Source organism: Microbacterium fluvii, from assembly GCF_025515205.1.
GTDB classification, from domain to species: Bacteria; Actinomycetota; Actinomycetes; order Actinomycetales; family Microbacteriaceae; genus Microbacterium; species Microbacterium fluvii.
In genome coordinates this window covers 532,521-548,248 of record NZ_JAOPFX010000003.1, presented here as the reverse complement: position 1 = coordinate 548,248, position 15,728 = coordinate 532,521, and the positions used below count along the sequence as shown (strand labels likewise).

General features: G+C 68.6%; 16 protein-coding genes. 6 read left to right on the top strand and 10 right to left on the bottom strand.

The window, feature by feature from the left end:
* Window positions 1-167: 167 nt before the first annotated feature.
* The 4 genes from OAW74_RS13830 to trpD form a co-directional block, all read right to left on the bottom strand.
* On the bottom strand, window positions 168-1,457 hold the full coding sequence (locus OAW74_RS13830) for an MFS transporter (RefSeq protein WP_262874946.1): 1,290 nt from the start codon (window positions 1,455-1,457) through the stop codon (window positions 168-170).
* A gap of 22 nt (window positions 1,458-1,479) precedes the next feature.
* On the bottom strand, window positions 1,480-2,472 hold the full coding sequence (locus OAW74_RS13825) for a PHP domain-containing protein (protein WP_262874945.1): 993 nt from the start codon (window positions 2,470-2,472) through the stop codon (window positions 1,480-1,482).
* Between the two features lie 28 nt (window positions 2,473-2,500).
* Window positions 2,501-2,995, bottom strand: coding sequence for an aromatic ring-opening dioxygenase LigA (locus tag OAW74_RS13820; RefSeq protein ID WP_262874944.1), 495 nt, complete (start codon window positions 2,993-2,995; stop codon window positions 2,501-2,503).
* Between the two features lie 72 nt (window positions 2,996-3,067).
* On the bottom strand, window positions 3,068-4,129 hold the full coding sequence (trpD, locus tag OAW74_RS13815; RefSeq protein WP_262874943.1) for an anthranilate phosphoribosyltransferase: 1,062 nt from the start codon (window positions 4,127-4,129) through the stop codon (window positions 3,068-3,070).
* A 172-nt stretch (window positions 4,130-4,301) separates the two neighbouring features.
* Between trpD and ctaE the strand changes: the two genes are divergently transcribed.
* From ctaE to OAW74_RS13790, 5 genes are all read left to right on the top strand, one after another.
* Window positions 4,302-4,901, top strand: a complete 600-nt coding sequence (gene ctaE / locus OAW74_RS13810; protein WP_262874974.1) for an aa3-type cytochrome oxidase subunit III — start codon at window positions 4,302-4,304, stop codon at window positions 4,899-4,901.
* A gap of 24 nt (window positions 4,902-4,925) precedes the next feature.
* Entirely contained in the window at window positions 4,926-5,726 is an 801-nt protein-coding gene (qcrC, locus tag OAW74_RS13805) for a cytochrome bc1 complex diheme cytochrome c subunit (protein ID WP_262874942.1), read from the top strand.
* A 31-nt stretch (window positions 5,727-5,757) separates the two neighbouring features.
* A complete protein-coding gene (gene qcrA / locus OAW74_RS13800; RefSeq protein WP_262874941.1) occupies window positions 5,758-6,816 on the top strand; it encodes a cytochrome bc1 complex Rieske iron-sulfur subunit in 1,059 nt (352 codons plus the stop codon).
* A complete protein-coding gene (gene qcrB, locus OAW74_RS13795; RefSeq protein WP_262874940.1) occupies window positions 6,813-8,651 on the top strand; it encodes a cytochrome bc1 complex cytochrome b subunit in 1,839 nt (612 codons plus the stop codon). Before qcrA ends, qcrB begins: the two co-directional genes overlap by 4 nt.
* Window positions 8,652-8,721: 70 nt before the next feature.
* On the top strand, window positions 8,722-9,138 hold the full coding sequence (locus tag OAW74_RS13790) for a rhodanese-like domain-containing protein (protein WP_262874939.1): 417 nt from the start codon (window positions 8,722-8,724) through the stop codon (window positions 9,136-9,138).
* A gap of 14 nt (window positions 9,139-9,152) precedes the next feature.
* Here OAW74_RS13790 and OAW74_RS13785 read toward each other — a convergent pair whose 3' ends face one another.
* The 6 genes from OAW74_RS13785 to OAW74_RS13760 form a co-directional block, all read right to left on the bottom strand.
* Window positions 9,153-9,944 (bottom strand): PP2C family protein-serine/threonine phosphatase, encoded by a 792-nt coding sequence (locus OAW74_RS13785; RefSeq protein WP_262874938.1) that lies wholly within the window; start codon window positions 9,942-9,944, stop codon window positions 9,153-9,155.
* A 3-nt stretch (window positions 9,945-9,947) separates the two neighbouring features.
* Window positions 9,948-10,382, bottom strand: a complete 435-nt coding sequence (locus OAW74_RS13780) for a cytochrome c oxidase subunit 4 (protein ID WP_262874937.1) — start codon at window positions 10,380-10,382, stop codon at window positions 9,948-9,950.
* Window positions 10,383-12,143 carry an aa3-type cytochrome oxidase subunit I gene (gene ctaD, locus OAW74_RS13775; RefSeq protein WP_262874936.1) on the bottom strand — a complete coding sequence of 587 codons (1,761 nt, stop codon included), beginning with the start codon at window positions 12,141-12,143 and terminating at the stop codon, window positions 10,383-10,385.
* Window position 12,144: 1 nt separating this feature from the next.
* Complete coding sequence (gene ctaC, locus OAW74_RS13770) at window positions 12,145-13,035, bottom strand: aa3-type cytochrome oxidase subunit II (protein ID WP_262874935.1); 891 nt, start codon at window positions 13,033-13,035, stop codon at window positions 12,145-12,147.
* A gap of 188 nt (window positions 13,036-13,223) precedes the next feature.
* On the bottom strand, window positions 13,224-13,589 hold the full coding sequence (gene erpA / locus OAW74_RS13765) for an iron-sulfur cluster insertion protein ErpA (protein ID WP_262874934.1): 366 nt from the start codon (window positions 13,587-13,589) through the stop codon (window positions 13,224-13,226).
* A gap of 45 nt (window positions 13,590-13,634) precedes the next feature.
* A complete protein-coding gene (locus OAW74_RS13760) occupies window positions 13,635-15,038 on the bottom strand; it encodes a dipeptidase (protein ID WP_262874933.1) in 1,404 nt (467 codons plus the stop codon).
* 46 nt (window positions 15,039-15,084) lie between these two features.
* Between OAW74_RS13760 and OAW74_RS13755 the strand changes: the two genes are divergently transcribed.
* Window positions 15,085-15,678, top strand: coding sequence for a DUF3043 domain-containing protein (locus OAW74_RS13755; protein WP_262874932.1), 594 nt, complete (start codon window positions 15,085-15,087; stop codon window positions 15,676-15,678).
* Window positions 15,679-15,728: the final 50 nt, after the last annotated feature.

Below are 15,728 nucleotides of genomic sequence, written 5' to 3'. Positions count from 1 at the left end.
CGTCGCCACCCAACTCAACAACCGGCCACGCATGACCCTCGACTGGAAAACCCCGACCGAAGCCCTCGAACAACTACTCTCAAACCCACCAGAAACCGGTGTTGCACTGACCGCCTGAATCCGCCCGGCCGAACGACCTGCCTCGGCGAAAGCTCCTGATCTCGCCGTCAGGAGCCGGCGCCGTGCTGCCGCGCGCGCTGCGCGCTGAGCACGGCCGACAGCAGCAGCACGCAGTAGGCGACGGCGAGCGCCAGCAGCATCCACAGCAGCGCGTCCCAGCCGCCGGTGGCCTCGTGCAGCGCCCCGGCGATCGGGCCGCCGAGCGCGCCCATCGCGTAGCCGCCGCCCTGGACGAGGGCCGACATGCCGGCGGCCTCGGCATCGCTGCGGGCGACGCCCACCAGCGCCGCGAAGATGACGACGAACCCGCCGGCATGGCCGATGGCGCCGACCGACAGCCAGAGCCACAGCAGCTGCGGAGCCGTGAGCATGCCCACGGTGAGAGTGATCCATGTCGCGCACAGCACGAGGGCGGGAACGAGGGGCGCCGTGAAGCGAGCGAGCAGCGGCACGACGAAGGCGCCCAGGATGCCGACGCCCTGGTAGAGCGAAGCCAGCGCCCCGGCGGCGGAGGCGCCCAGGCCGAGCTCGTCGGAGACGAAGGTGGGAAGCCAGGTCGACAGCGCGTAGTAGATGGTGGTCTGGCCGCCGAAGGCCAGCAGCAGCAGCCAGGTGACCGGTCGACGCAGGAACGACGTGCCGCGCCCCGGCGCGACCACCGGCAGCGGACCGGTCAGCGCTTCTGGATCGAGGTCTCCCTTGCGCACGGCAGTGCCGGCCGGCGCGGCGCCCGAGTAGCGCTCACCGCGGTCGTCGCCGCTGCGGCGCAGGTGCACGACCCACAGCACGAGGCCGAGAACCGTGATGAGCGACCACACCACGAGGGCGAGCGACCAGCCCAGCGCCTGTGCGATCGGCGCGGTCAGCAGCGACGTCAGGAGCGAGCCCAGGTTCAACGTCGCCCCGTATGCGGCGGTGACCAGAACCACCCGCGCCGCCGGAACGTCGCGCCGGATGATCACCGGGATGACGACATTGCCGATCGTGATGGCCGCGCCGATCACGACCATGCCGAGCATCATTGAGGCGAAGCCGGGCAGGGCCCGGATCGCCGTGCCCACGAGCACACCCGAGAGCGAGAGCAGCAGTGCCAGCTCTGCCCCCGCCCGACGGATCACGAGCGCCGCCATCGGCGTGAGCACGGCGAACATCAGCACCGGGGCCGTGGTGAGCAGCCCCGCGGTCGTCGAGCCGATCGCGAGATCGGCCTCGATCTGCCGCAGCACCGGCGTGATCGCGACGATCGGGCCGCGCAGGCTCAGCGCCGCCACCAGTACACCCGCCACGACCAGCCACGGGAACCCCCGCCCGGCGTGGGCGGCGGGGGGCGAGGTCACCTCCCGAGTCTAGGCGGGTGGCTCACCCGAGCCAGGTGCGCAGGCGCTCGAGCGGCCAGGTCGTCACGATGCGCTCCGCCGGCACGCCGCAGCGCTGGGCGCGCTCGGCGCCGTGATCGAGCAGCGAGAGCTGCCCCGGCGCGTGTGCGTCGGAGTCGATCGAGAACAGGCATCCGCTCTCGAGGGCGAGGGCGATCAGCTCATCGGGCGGGTCCTGGCGCTCGGGGCGCGAGTTGATCTCGACCGCGACGCCGTTCTCGGCGCACGCGTCGAACACGGCGCGCGCGTCGAAGCTCGACGGCGGCCGCATGCCCCTGCTGCCCTCGACGAGGCGCCCCGTGACGTGCCCCAGCACGTTGACGAGCGGATCGGATGCTGCCGCCACGAGGCGCCTGGTCATCGCGGGCGCCTCCATCCTCAGCTTCGAGTGGGCGGAGGCCACGACGACGTCGAGCTCTGTCAGCAGCTCCGGCTGCTGATCGAGCCCACCCTCTTCGAGGATGTCGACCTCGATTCCGGTGAGCACTGTCACCCCCGGGCCAGAGGCGTTGATCCCCGCCACGACCCCCACCTGCTCACGCAGCCGTTCGGGCGAGAGTCCCCGCGCGACCCGCAGCCGCGGCGAGTGGTCGGTGAGCGCGAAGTACTCGTGGCCGAGTGCGCGGGCGGCATCGACCATGAGCGCGATCGGGGTGAGGCCATCCGACCAGTCGCTGTGGGTGTGCAGATCACCGCGGAGCAGCGCCCGCAGCTCCGAGACACGCTCGGCACCGGCACGGTCCCGCAGCTCCTGCAGGTAGCGCGGCACCTCGCCCGCGAGCGCCTCCTGGATGACGGCGAGCGACGACTCGCCGATCCCCTTGCGCCGCCGCAGCGCCGCGGCATCCCGCAGTTGCTCGTCGGTGAGCCCGGCGATCGCGTCCGCCGCGGCGCGGAAGGCCTGCGAGCGATACCGCGACGACCGCTCGCGCTCGAGCAGCGTCGCGATCTCGCCGAGGGCCTCGCGCGGGTTCACGCCGGCACGCGCTCCGCGGCGGGTGCGGTCACGTCAGGGCTGACCTCTTGACCACCACCGGCGCCGAGGCGAGCCTGCGCAGCGCCCAGCCGATGAGGATCGCGAGGATGCCCATGCCGATCACGAGAGCCGAGACGCCGAAGGCGACGACCGAGGTGAACAGCGAGGCCCGCAGGAACGACGCGTTCATCATCGTGGCCCGCACCGGGTCGTCCTGGGCGAGCTCGGCGTAGGTCTTGCCGCCCGAAGCCTCGAGCGCGTGGTGCTGGATGATGTCGGCCTGCACGTAGGCGGTGAAGGGGCCGGCGACCGTCTGCCCCTGGAAGGCGGCGGCGTCGTCGGGCACGGTGATGTTCTCGGCCCGCAGCTGGCTCGATACGAGGATCCAGGCGATGACGCCCGCGACGATCAGCACGACGCCGGCGATGATCGCGAGAGTTCCGACGACCTTGACCCCTCCGACGCTGCGTGCGGGCGGCTCGACGGTGTCGGCGGTACCGGAATCGACGGGTGCATCGGTCATGACGTCCTCCTGGCGGAATACGGGCCTGTGCGCATCACGGTAGCGAGATGCGCCCGCGCGGGGAAGAGCCGGTCAGGCGCCGACCGCCTGCGTCGCCGCGACCCACTCGTCGAGCCGCGTGGCGGCGGCGCCGCTGTCGATGGCTTCGGCGGCGGCGTCCTTCGCCTCGGCGAGGCGCTCCACGATCGAACGCTGCACCTGGGACGCATCGCGGAAGAGCCGGTAGGCGACGATTCCCGCAGCCGCATTGAGCAGCACGATGTCGCGCACCGGGCCCTGCTCGCCCGACAGCGTGCGACGGAACACCTCGGCGTTGTGCGCGGGCTCCCCGCCGATGAGGTCGGAGATGTCGGCGAGCGGGATGCCGAGATCGCGCGGGTCGAGATCGTGCTCGTGCACGTCGCCACGACTGACCTCCCACAGGCGGCTGTGCCCGGTCGTGGTCAGCTCGTCCAGCCCGTCGTCACCGCGGAAGACCAGCGCGGTCGCGCCGCGCGTCTGGAACACCCCCGTGATCAGGGGCACCCGCTCCGCTTGGGCGACGCCCACGGCGTTGGCCTCTGCACGTGCGGGGTTGCACAGCGGCCCCAGGAAGTTGAACACGGTCGGCACACCGAGTTCGGAGCGGGTGGGCCCTGCGTGGCGGAACCCCGGGTGGAACGCCGAGGCGAAGACGAACGTGATGCCGGTGCGCTCGAGCACCTCGGCGACGCCCTCCGGCGAGAGCGCGAGGTCGACGCCGAGCGCGGCGAGCACGTCGGACGAACCCGACGAGCTGCTGGCCGCCTTGTTGCCGTGCTTGACCACGGGAACTCCGGATGCCGCCGCCACGACGGCCGCCATCGACGAGACGTTCACGGTGCCGAACCGGTCGCCGCCGGTGCCGACGATGTCGAGCACCTCGGCGCTGACCGGAAGCGGAACGGCGGCGTCGAGGATCGCGTCGCGGAAGCCGACCACCTCGTCGACCGACTCGCCCTTGGCCCGCAGGGCCACCAGAAACCCGGCCAACTGCGACGGGGTCGCCTCTCCCGACACGATCTTGCGCATCGCCCACGTCGACTCCGAGACGCTCAGATCGCGCCCCGCAAGCAATGTCGTGAGGATTTCGGGCCAGGAATACAGCTCTGCCATGGAGCAAGAGCCTAGTCCGAAAGTGCCAGATCTCCCGGCGAACTCACGGCTGGTTGTTAGGCGAGCCTAAGCTCGAAAGTGTCCAAATCGATGCCGCCGCGTGCCTGAATCGGGTCGGATCTTCAGCCATAATGAACGTGTGACGACCACATCAGCGACCTACTCCCAGGCCATGCGCTCGGTGAAGCGCCCGGACCCTGTCGCCGTCGGCACCATCGTCTGGCTCGGCAGCGAGGTGATGTTCTTCGCGGGTCTGTTCGCGATCTACTTCACCCTGCGCAGCACCTCGCCCGAACTGTGGGCGCAGCGCACAGAACTGCTGAACGTGCCGTACGCGACGGTCAACACGATCATCCTCGTGCTGTCGTCGGTCACGTGCCAGATGGGTGTGTTCGCGGCAGAGCGTTTCCAGCCCTACTCGACCAAGAAGCGCGGGTGGCTCGGCTGGGGCATGGTCGAGTGGTTCTGGCTCACCTTCGCGCTGGGCGCCATCTTCGTGTCGGGCCAGGTGTGGGAGTACGCACAACTGGTCACCGAGGGCATGCCGATCAGCGCCGACTCGTACGCCTCGGCGTTCTACCTCACGACGGGCTTCCACGCCCTGCACGTGACCGGTGGCCTCATCGCCTTCCTGCTGGTGATCGGGCGCGCCTACGCCGTCAAGAACTTCGGGCGCAAAGAGATGACCTCCTCGATCGTGGTGTCGTACTACTGGCACTTCGTCGACGTGGTCTGGATCGCCCTGTTCCTCGTCATCTACTTCCTCAAATAACCAGAACCGGAGCTGAGAACCCGAATGGCACGTGAGTCCAAGCGCCGCACCTCCGGCCGCCGCAGCCCCTGGGCTGCCGCAGCCCTCATCGGCATCGGTCTGCTGATCACCGGCGGCGTCTACGCCGGCGCGTCCGCCGCGATGGCCTCGACCCAGGAGTCGAACGTCGCGAGCGCCCTGACCGTCGAAGACGGCAAGAAGCTCTTCCAGGCCAACTGCGCCACGTGCCACGGTCTCGACCTGCAGGGCACCGAGGACGGCCCGTCGCTCTACGGCGTGGGCGAGCTCGCCGTCGAGTTCCAGATGTCGACCGGCCGCATGCCCCTGCAGATGCAGGGTCCGCAGGCGCCGCAGAAGCCGGCCCAGTTCACCCAGGACCAGATCGAGGCGATCGCTTCGTACGTGCAGTCCACCTCGCCCGGGCCCTCCTACCCGTCGGACGAGACCCTCGACGGTGGCGGCGACGTCGCCAACGGCGCGGAGCTGTTCCGCATCAACTGCGCGATGTGCCACAACGTCGCCGCGGCCGGCGGTGCCCTCACCGAGGGCAAGTACGCCCCCGCGCTGACCGAGACGAGCGCGCTGCACATGTATGCGGCGATGGTCACCGGTCCGCAGAACATGCCCGTGTTCAACGACATGACCCTCACGCTCGATGACAAGCGCGACATCATCTCGGCCCTGCTTTACCTGCAGGAGAACGACTCCCCCGGCGGCTTCGGACTCGGCGGCCTCGGCCCCGTCTCGGAGGGCCTGTTCATCTGGATCTTCGGCATCGGCACGCTGATCGCCATCACCGTGTGGATCACGGCGAAGTCCAACTGACGACAACGACGACAGACGCGAAGGAAGAAGCATGGCACACGAGGAAGACCCGCTAGAGCACGAGAGGGCCAGTTGGCAGCCCTCCTCCGGGCTCGCCGTGGCGGTCACCGACCCGGTGGAGAACCCGGGCCTTCCTCCGCACCGCGAGCGGATGACCGACAAGGATCCGGCCGCCATGAAGCGGGCGGTGCGCACGGTCTACACGCTCTTCTACCTGTCGGTCGCCGCCTCCATCTGGGCGGTCGCCGCCTACATGCTCTTCCCGATCGAGTCGCAGAGCATGGTGGACATCCGCCACAACAACCTGTTCATCGGCCTCGGCATCGCCCTCGCGCTGCTGGCGATCGGCATCGGCGCGATCCACTGGTCGAAGGCGATCATGTCGGACAAGGAGTTCGTCGAGCCCCGGCACGCCACCCGCGGTCGCGACACGACACGCGAGGCCGCCGTCCAGGCGTTCGCCGACGCGAACGAGGAGTCGGGCTTCGGTCGTCGCACGATGATCCGCAACTCGCTGTTCGCGGCGCTGGTCGCCTCGATCCTGCCGGGCGTCACGCTCTTCCGCGGTCTCGCTCCTCAGGACCAGGACCCCGTCCACCTGCTCAGCCACACCATGTGGGAGCAGGGCACCCGTCTCGTGCACGACCCCACGGGCACGCCGATCCGCGCCGCCGACCTGACGCTCGGCTCCGCCGTGCACGTGATCCCCGAGGGCCTCAAGGAGCTCGGCCACGAAGGCGGCTACCTCGAAGAGAAGGCCAAGGCCATCGTGCTTCTCATGCGCCTGCTCCCCGAGCAGCTCGTCGAGACCGATGAGCGCAAGGACTGGTCGTACGACGGCATCGTCGCCTACTCCAAGGTCTGCACCCACGTCGGCTGCCCCGTCGCCCTCTACGAGCAGCAGACCCACCACCTGCTCTGCCCCTGCCACCAGTCGCAGTTCGATGTGACCCACGGCGCCCGCGTGATCTTCGGCCCGGCGGCTCGTCCGCTGCCGCAGCTGCCGATCACCGTCGACGACGAGGGCTACCTCGTCGCGCAGAGCGACTTCACCGAACCCGTCGGCCCGAGCTTCTGGGAGCGCCATTGAGCACCGCCACCGTCACCGACGCCGTCACCGACGAGCAGAAGCCGGCGCGCGAGAAGCCGCTGGGCGGCCGCTTCGTCGGCGCCACGGCGAACTACCTCGACGAGCGCACGAGCCTGTCGGGCTTCGTCAAGGAGCTCGGCCGCAAGATCTTCCCCGATCACTGGTCGTTCATGCTCGGCGAGATCGCCCTGTGGGCGTTCGTGGTCGTGCTCCTGTCCGGCACTTTCCTGACGTTCTTCTTCCAGGCCTCGATGGTGCCCACGCACTACTCCGGTGCCTTCCTCCCGATGCGCGGCGTCGAGATGTCGGCGGCGCTGGATTCGACCCTGCGGATCTCGTTCGACATCCGCGGCGGTCTGCTGGTGCGTCAGATCCACCACTGGGCAGCTCTCGTGTTCGTCGCCGGCATCGGCGTGCACATGCTGCGCGTCTTCTTCACCGGCGCGTTCCGCAAGCCGCGTGAGCTCAACTGGGTGATCGGCTTCATCCTGTTCATCCTCGCGATGGCCGAGGGCTTCACCGGCTACTCCCTCCCCGACGACCTGCTCTCGGGCAATGGCCTGCGCATCATCGACGGCATGATCAAGGGCATCCCGCTGATCGGCACCTGGACCTCGTTCCTGCTCTTCGGCGGCGAGTTCCCCGGCACGCAGATCGTCGGCCGTCTGTACACGCTGCACATCCTGCTGCTGCCGGCGATCCTGGTCGCTCTGCTCGTACTGCATCTCATGCTCATGATCGTCAACAAGCACACGCAGTTCGCTGGCCCCGGCCGGTCGAACAACAACGTCGTGGGTTACCCGATGATGCCGGTCTACATGTCGAAGATGGGTGGCTTCTTCTTCATCACCTTCGGTGTGATCGTGCTGATCGCCTCGCTGTTCACGATCAACCCGATCTGGAACTACGGCCCCTACGACCCCTCACCGGTCTCGGCGGGCACGCAGCCCGACTGGTACATCGGCTTCGCCGACGGCGCACTGCGTCTGGCGCCGTCGAACTGGGACGTCGTGTTCCTGAACCACACGTGGTCGTTCGGCATCCTCGTTCCGCTGGCGATCGTGGGTCTGTTCATCGTCACGGTCCTCATCTACCCCTTCATCGAGGCCTGGGTCACCGGCGACAAGCGCGAGCACCACATCGCGCAGCGTCCTCGCAACGCGGCGACCCGCACCGCGATCGGCGTGGCCGGCATGGTGTTCTACTCGGTGCTGTGGGCGGCCGCGTCGTCCGACATCATCGCGACCCACTTCCATCTCACGATGGAGGGTGTCATCCACACCCTGCAGGTGTCGCTGTTCGTCGGCCCCGTGATCGCGTACTTCGTCACCAAGCGCTTCTGCATCGCCCTGCAGAAGAAGGATCGCGAGATCGTGCTGCACGGCTACGAGTCCGGCCGCATCGTGCGCCTTCCCGGCGGCGAGTACATCGAGGTCCACCAGCCGGTCGACGAGTACGAGGTGTTCAAGCTCGCCGACTACGAGACCTTCGAGCCGCTCGTCGTGCGCCCGAACGCGAAGGGCCGCATCCCGTGGCACCAGAACCTGCGCGCATCGATCTCGCGCTGGTTCTTCGAAGACCGCCTGAGCCCGCTCACCCAGACCGAGCTCGCGGCCGCACGCGCCCACCAGACGCACACGCTCGAGCACATCGCCGAAGAGGAGCACGAGGAGCTGCAGGGGGCCCACGAGCGCGCGGGCGTCCCCGACGCACCGCACGTCCCCATCGACGACGGCGTGCACTCCGAGACGGCCGTGCGCCCGTCGAACGTGATCATCCCCGACGACGGCGACACGAAGCCGAAGAAGAAGGGCTCCACGCCCCCCGCCGAGTAAGGCAGTCAGGCTACGTCGAATGGCGCTCCCGCACAGCGGGGGCGCCATTCGCCCGTTCTAGCCTGGAGGCATGACCGACGCCCTCTCGCACTTCTCCGCCAAGCTCGCCCACGAGACCGACCCGTCCGACGTGTACGCGGCGCAGAAGGCCGGCGCAGCGTTCGTGCTCGTCGACATGCGCAGCGACGACGCGTGGCGGCAGGGACGCATCCCCGGGGCGATCCACATGCACTACAGCGAGATCGCGCAGCGCGCTCCCCGCGAGATCGACCCTGCGACACCGGTCGTCGTCTACTGCTGGAGCCCCGGGTGCAACGCGGGCGACAAGGGAGCGGTCGAGTTCGCCAAGCTCGGCTACGCCGTCAGACTCATGATCGGCGGCTACGAGTACTGGGCGCGCGAGGGCCAGCCGCTCGAGAACGACGAGGGCCCCCTCCCCCGCATCTTCGACCCGCTGACGATGTACGTGCGGACAGACGCCGACTGAGATCGGGTCGCGGGCTACGCGTACTCGAGGTCCTCGCGGAAGCGGATCGCTGCGGCCCCGGCGAACAGCGGCGCCTCCTCGGCGGGTTCGCCGTCGATGACGTCGCAGACGACCGCCGTGACGTTGTCACGGGTTCCCGCTTCGAGGGCGAGACCCACGAGCGCGGCGGCCGCGCGCTGCGGCGTTGCGGCGTCGCGCACCAGGGCGGCGACGTCGGCCTCCGGCACATAGTCGGTGAGTCCGTCGCTGCACAGCAGCCAGCGGTCGCCCGGCGCCGCAGAGCGCTCCTGCACGGTCGGGGCATCGGCCTCCGAACCGCCGAACGACGCCGTGATGAGATTGCGACGAGGGTGGGATGCCGCCGCCTCCGGCGCGATCAGACCGCGGTCGACGAGCACCTGCACGAACGAGTCGTCGCGGCTCTGCCGCACGAAGTCGCCGTCGCGCAGTCGATAGGCCCGCGAGTCGCCGGAGTGCGCGAGCAGCAGGGTGCCGCCGTCCGAGACGAACAGGCCCGTGAACGTCGTCGCCATGCCCCGCAGAGTCGGGTCGCGCTCCACGAGCGCACGCAGATCCCAGTTCGCGATCCGCAGCCGCTCCGACAGCGCGTCGGCGTCGGGTCGACGCGCCCCCGCATCCGCTACCAGGCGGTGGATCAGCGCCGCTGAGGCGAGGTCGCCGGATGGGCCCCCGCCGACCCCGTCGGCCACGGCGGCGCCCCACGACGCCGCGAAGGCGGCGTCCTGGTTGACAGGGCGGTGGTCACCGCCGTCCGAGACGGCGGCGGCCCGGAGGCGGATGCTCACGGCTCAGCGAGCGAAGTATCCGCGGTAGTACTCGTAGACCCAGCCGACGATCGCGACGGCGAACACGCCGAGGCCGATCGGCAGCATCCACGATCCGACGGCGAGGGCGATCATGCCGAGCGCGGCAGAGGCCGCGAGCACGATGGGCCACCACGACCACGGGCTGAACTCGCCGAGCTCGGGGTCTCCGTCATCGATGTCCGCCGTGAGGATGTCTTCTGGCAGCTCCCCGCCCTGCGCCTTGTGCACCTTGCCGACGTAGAACGCGATGAGGGCGCCCATGATCGAGGTGAACAGCAGGGCGACCGAGCCGACCCACTCCACGGCGTGATACCACTCGCGGTCGGGGTGGGCGATGATGCTCCACGTGGTGTAGATCGCCGCGACCAGCAGGAAGAAGATCGACAGCAGCCACCAGAGGCCGACGTTGGTCCGCACTTACTTCACCTCTCCGTCGGCGAGATCGACGACCGGGGCGTCGGGCGCATCCTTCGCGGGGCCCACACCGACCGGCAGAGCGGCCTCGGGGTGATTCAGGTCGAACGCGGGGCGCTCGCTGCGGATGCGAGGGATCGAGGTGAAGTTGTGACGGGGCGGCGGGCAGCTGGTCGCCCACTCGAGCGAGCCTCCGTAGCCCCAGGGGTCGTTCACGGTCACCTTCGGCGCCTTGCGCGACGTGATCCACACGTTCAGCAGGAACGGAAGCATCGAGGCTCCCAGGATGATGGCGCCGATCGTCGAGACCTGGTTCTGCCACGTCCAGCCGTCAGCCGCGGAGTAGTCCGCGTAGCGACGCACCATGCCGTCGACGCCCAGCCAGTGCTGGATGAGGAAGGTCATGTGGAAGCCGATGAACAGCAGCCAGAAGTGCACGTAGCCCAGGCGCTCGTTCAGCATGCGGCCGGTCCACTTCGGCCACCAGAAGTAGAAGCCGGCGAACATCGCGAACACGACCGTGCCGAAGACGACGTAGTGGAAGTGAGCGACGACGAAGTACGAGTCCGAGAGGTGGAAGTCCAGCGGCGGCGAGGCGAGGATGACGCCGGTCAGGCCGCCGAAGACGAACGACACGAGGAAGCCGAGCGCGAAGACCATGGGTGTCTCGAAGGTGACGGAGCCCCGCCACATCGTGCCGATCCAGTTGAAGATCTTCACACCGGTCGGCACCGCGATGAGCATCGTCATGAGCGAGAAGAACGGCAGCAGCACGGCGCCCGTGACGTACATGTGGTGCGCCCACACCGCCACCGACAGCGCGGCGATCGCGATCGTCGCGTAGACGAGCGTCTTGTAGCCGAAGATCGGCTTGCGGCTGAACACCGGGAAGATCTCCGAGACGATGCCGAAGAACGGCAGCGCGATGATGTAGACCTCCGGATGGCCGAAGAACCAGAACAGATGCTGCCAGAGCAGCACGCCGCCGTTGGCCGGGTCGTAGATGTGCGAGCCGAGCACGCGGTCTGCGGCGGCGGCCAGGATCGCGGCGGCGAGCACCGGGAATGCCATCAGGATCAGGATGCTGGTGATCAGCGTGTTCCACGAGAAGATCGGCATGCGCCACATCGTCATGCCGGGCGCGCGCATCGTGATGATCGTGGTGATGAAGTTCACGGCGCCGAGGATCGTGCCGAAACCGCTCATGCCCAGGCCCAGCATCCAGAGATTGCCGCCCGCGCCTGGCGAGAATGTCGCATTGGCCAAGGGCTGGTAGGCGAACCAGCCGAAGGCGGCCGCGCCCTGCGGGGTGAGGAAGCCGGCGACGGCGATCGTCGAGCCGAACAGGAACAGCCAGAAGGCGAAGGCGTTGAGCCTCGGGAACGCGACGTCGGGCGCGCCGATCTGCAGCGGCAGGATGGCGTTGGCGAAGCCGGCGAACAGCGGCGTCGCGAACATCAGCAGCATGATCGTGCCGTGCATCGTGAACAGCTGGTTGTACTGCTCTTTGGTCGGGATGATCTGCATACCCGGCTCGAACAGCTCGGCGCGGATGATCAGCGCCATGACGCCGCCGAGCATGAAGAAGATGACCGACGAGATCAGGTAGAGGTAGCCGATCGTCTTATGGTCGGTGGAGGTGATCCACTTGACGATGATGTTGCCCTTCTGCTCGACGCGCGAGGAGCTCATGAGAGCGGCCTGGCGCGGCGGCAGAGTGGTGGGACGAGCGTGGGTCTGCTCAGTGGGAATCGTCGACGTCATTTCACTCGTCTCCCTCGGCCTGGGCACCCGTGCCCGGATAGTTCTGCAGGCGGTCGTACTCGTCGTTGATGTCGCCGGTCTGACCCTCTGCGCGCAGCGTCTCGAGGTAGGCCTCGTACTCCGCGTCGCTGACGACCTTGACCTTGAACATCATCATCGAGTGGTACTCGCCGCACAGCTCGGCGCACTTGCCGTCGTACTCGCCCTCGCGGGTCGGGGTGAACGACCACGAGTTGTCGTGGCCGATGTACATGTCTTTCTTGTACAGGAAGTCGATGATCCAGAACGAGTGGATCACGTCGCGCGACTCGAGGTCGATCTTGACCGTCTTGTTCACGGGCAGGTAGAGCGTCGGCAGCTCGCTGGTGATGTTGCCGGCTTCGTCGGTCTGGGCCTGGACGCCCATCGACCACACGGCGTCGGAGTTGTCTTCGGCCTCGCCGTTGTACTGGAAGTCGAACGCCCACTGCTTGCCGATCGCGGTGATCGACACGTCGGGGTCGTCGTACTGGGTCTCGAGGATCGTCTGGTCGCGAGCGGTGAAGGCGAAGAAGCCGACCACGAGGATCAGCGGCACGATCGTGTAGAAGATCTCGATCGGCATGTTGTAGCGCAGCTGCACCGGCAGCCCCGTCTGGCCCTTGCGGCGACGGTAGGCGATGGCCGCCCATCCCATGCAGCCCCACGTGATGACGCCGACGGCCAGCAGCACGATCCACGAGTTGACCCACAGGCCGGCGACCATGTCGGTGTGGTTGGTGGCGGCCTGGCCATCCTCGGTGAAGCCGGGCAGGAAGCCGTGCAGCTCGGTCGGGGTGCAGCCCGCCAGTACTGCAGCGGCGGCGATGCCGACCGGGAGGAGAGCCCAGCGGATGCGGCGTTTCGAAGGCACGGTGCACCTTTCCGAACAGGGACGAAGAACACCTTCAGTGTAGGGCAAGGTAACGGCGGATTCAGGCCATCCACTCAGCCTGCGGCGGGGTTTTTGCCAGCAGTTCTGGGGAAATACCGCCCGTACGGCATCGAACCCGGACGCGCCGTGGCGCGTCCGGGTTCGATGACACGGATGGTGACGAGTCGTCAGTGGAAGCTGTCTCCGCAGGCGCAGCTGCCGGCCGCGTTCGGGTTGTCGATCGTGAAGCCCTGCTCGCTGATCGTGTCCTTGAAGTCGATCGTGGCGCCGTCGAGATAGGGCACGCTCATGTCGTCGACGATGACCTCGACGCCGTCGAAGTCGACCGCCTGGTCGCCGTCGAGGAATCGCTCGTCGAAGTAGAGCTGATAGATCAGGCCGCTGCATCCGCCCGGCTGCACCGCCACGCGCAGACGCAGGTCGTCTCGGCCCTCCTGGCCCAGCAGGCTCTTCACCTTCTCGGCGGCCGCATCGGTCAGCAGCACGCCGTGGGCGCGCGCGGTCTGGTCGGTCGACAGGGCGGTGTCGGTCATGTCGCTCCTTGAGAATTCGGCCGCCGTCCGGCGGATTCCTCGATTCTACGCCCCGCCGTGCGAGCGGGCGTCGAGGCTCTCGAGCAGCAGCGCCTCGGCGAGGATCGCGTGGCGGAACGTGTCGAGGTGCAGCGACTCGTTGGGGCTGTGCGCCCGCGCGTGGGGGTCTTCGACACCCGTCACGAGGATCTGCGCCGCGGGGAACTCGGTCACGAGGTCTGCGATGAAGGGGATCGACCCGCCGACCCCGATGTCGACCGGCTCGACTCCGTAGCCGGCGGCCAGCGCCTCGCGCGCGGCGGCGACGGCCCATCCGCTCGTGTCGACGAGGAAGCCGTCACCGAAGTCGACGTCGGTGAACTCCAGGTCCGCTCCGAACGGGGCGTGCGCGCGCAGGTGGGCCGCGACCGCTTCGTACGCCTCCGACGCGGCCTGCCCTGGGGCGACCCTCGTGCTGATGACGACCGAGATCTCGGGGCTCAGCGTGTTGGAGGCGTTGACGACGCTCGGGGCGTCGATGCCGGTCACCGTGATCGACGGCTTGTTCCAGATGCGACTGAGGATGCTGTCGCCGCCGATCGGGCTGACGCCGGCGGGCAGCCCCGCCTCGTCGCGCAGCGTCTCCTCGGTGTACTCGGGCGTCTCGGCGTCGCGCTGGGCGAGCCCCGCCACCGCCACGGCGCCCGTGTCGTCCCACAGCGTGGCCAGGAGCTTCACGGTCGCCATCATCGCGTCGGGCACCGCTCCCCCGAACATGCCGGAGTGCGACGCGTGAGCGAGCGTGCGCACGCGCAGCGTGAAACGGGCGTTGCCTCGGAGCGACACCGTGAGGGCGGGGGTGCGGGCATCCCAGTTGCCGGAGTCCGCCACCACGATCACATCGGCGCGCAGCGCGTCGGCGTGATCGTGCAGGAACTGCGCGAACGAGCGGGATCCGGCCTCCTCCTCGCCCTCGATGAACAGGGCGACGCCCAGGTCGAAGTCGTCTCCGACGGCGTCGCGCAGGGCGCGCAGCGCCGCCACGTGGGCCATGACGCCCGCCTTGTCGTCGGCGGCGCCTCGGCCGTAGAGCCGACCGTCGCGCACGGTGGGCTCGAACGGCGGGGACTCCCACAGCGACTCGTCTCCGACCGGCTGCACGTCGTGGTGGGCGTAGAGCAGGATCGTCGGGCGCCCGTTGCGGGCGGCGCGGGTGGCCAGCACCGCCGGCATGCCGCGCTCGTCGGTGCCGGGGATGGCGGCATCCGCGATGCGCACGTCGTCGAACAGGTCGGTGCCCCGCACGAGAGCGGCGACCGCCTCGGCGCTGCGGCGCACTTCGGCGGGGTCGAAGCCGGGGAAGGCGATCGAGGGGATGCGCACGAGGTCGCCGAGATCGGCGAGGGCCGCGGGCAGTGCGTCGGTCGCGGCCTGCCGCACAGCATCCTGTCGGGAGATCGGAGTGTTCATGCAGGTAATCTTATGGACACCCCTTTCTGCGTTCTGAGGATCCACCGTGGCCAAGACACCTGCTACCCCCACCCCGAACGGAGCCCCCTCGGCGGGCACCGTTCTCAACGGCGATGTGGTCGGCGCACCGCAGGGCAAGGGGCGTCCGACGCCGTCGCGCGCCGAGCAGGAGGCCGCTCGCAAGCGCCCCCTGGTGCCCGACACCAAGGAGGCCAAGCAGCAGCGCAAGGCCGAGATCGCGCGAGAGCGCGAGAAGGCGCGCGTGGGCATGGCCGCCGGCGAGGACCGCTATCTTCCCGCGCGCGACAAGGGCCCGCAGCGCCGATTCGTGCGCGACTTCGTCGACGCCGGCTGGCACCTGGGCGAGGCGATCATGCCGGCCATGGTGCTCGTGATCCTCGTGAGCTTCGTGCCGGTCGCGGCGATCACCTTCTACTCCTTCATCGGCCTGTGGGTGTTCATCTTCTTCGTCATCGGCGACATGATCATCACCTCGATCCGCGTCAAGAAGGCGGCGAAAGAGAAGTTCGGCGACCGCATGGAGAAGGGGCTCGGCTGGTACGGCGCGATGCGCACGATCCAGATGCGCTTCATGCGCCTGCCCAAGCCCCAGGTCAAGCGCGGGCAGCACCCCGCCTGAGACCGGCTTCAGCGTCTGACGCACGAGGTGCCCGCACCAGACGGTGCGGG

Excerpts from the sequence above, each read along its gene's own strand:
- trpD (WP_262874943.1), bottom strand. The coding sequence starts at position 4,129 with ATGGCAGAGCTGTATTCCTGGCCCGAAATCCTCACGACATTGCTTGCG.
- qcrA (WP_262874941.1), top strand. The coding sequence starts at position 5,758 with ATGGCACACGAGGAAGACCCGCTAGAGCACGAGAGGGCCAGTTGGCAG.
- ctaE (WP_262874974.1), top strand. The coding sequence starts at position 4,302 with ATGCGCTCGGTGAAGCGCCCGGACCCTGTCGCCGTCGGCACCATCGTC.
- erpA (WP_262874934.1), bottom strand. The coding sequence starts at position 13,589 with ATGACCGACACCGCCCTGTCGACCGACCAGACCGCGCGCGCCCACGGC.
- OAW74_RS13790 (WP_262874939.1), top strand. The coding sequence starts at position 8,722 with ATGACCGACGCCCTCTCGCACTTCTCCGCCAAGCTCGCCCACGAGACC.
- ctaD (WP_262874936.1), bottom strand. The coding sequence starts at position 12,143 with ATGACGTCGACGATTCCCACTGAGCAGACCCACGCTCGTCCCACCACT.
- qcrC (WP_262874942.1), top strand. The coding sequence starts at position 4,926 with ATGGCACGTGAGTCCAAGCGCCGCACCTCCGGCCGCCGCAGCCCCTGG.
- OAW74_RS13820 (WP_262874944.1), bottom strand. The coding sequence starts at position 2,995 with ATGACCGATGCACCCGTCGATTCCGGTACCGCCGACACCGTCGAGCCG.
- OAW74_RS13760 (WP_262874933.1), bottom strand. The coding sequence starts at position 15,038 with ATGAACACTCCGATCTCCCGACAGGATGCTGTGCGGCAGGCCGCGACC.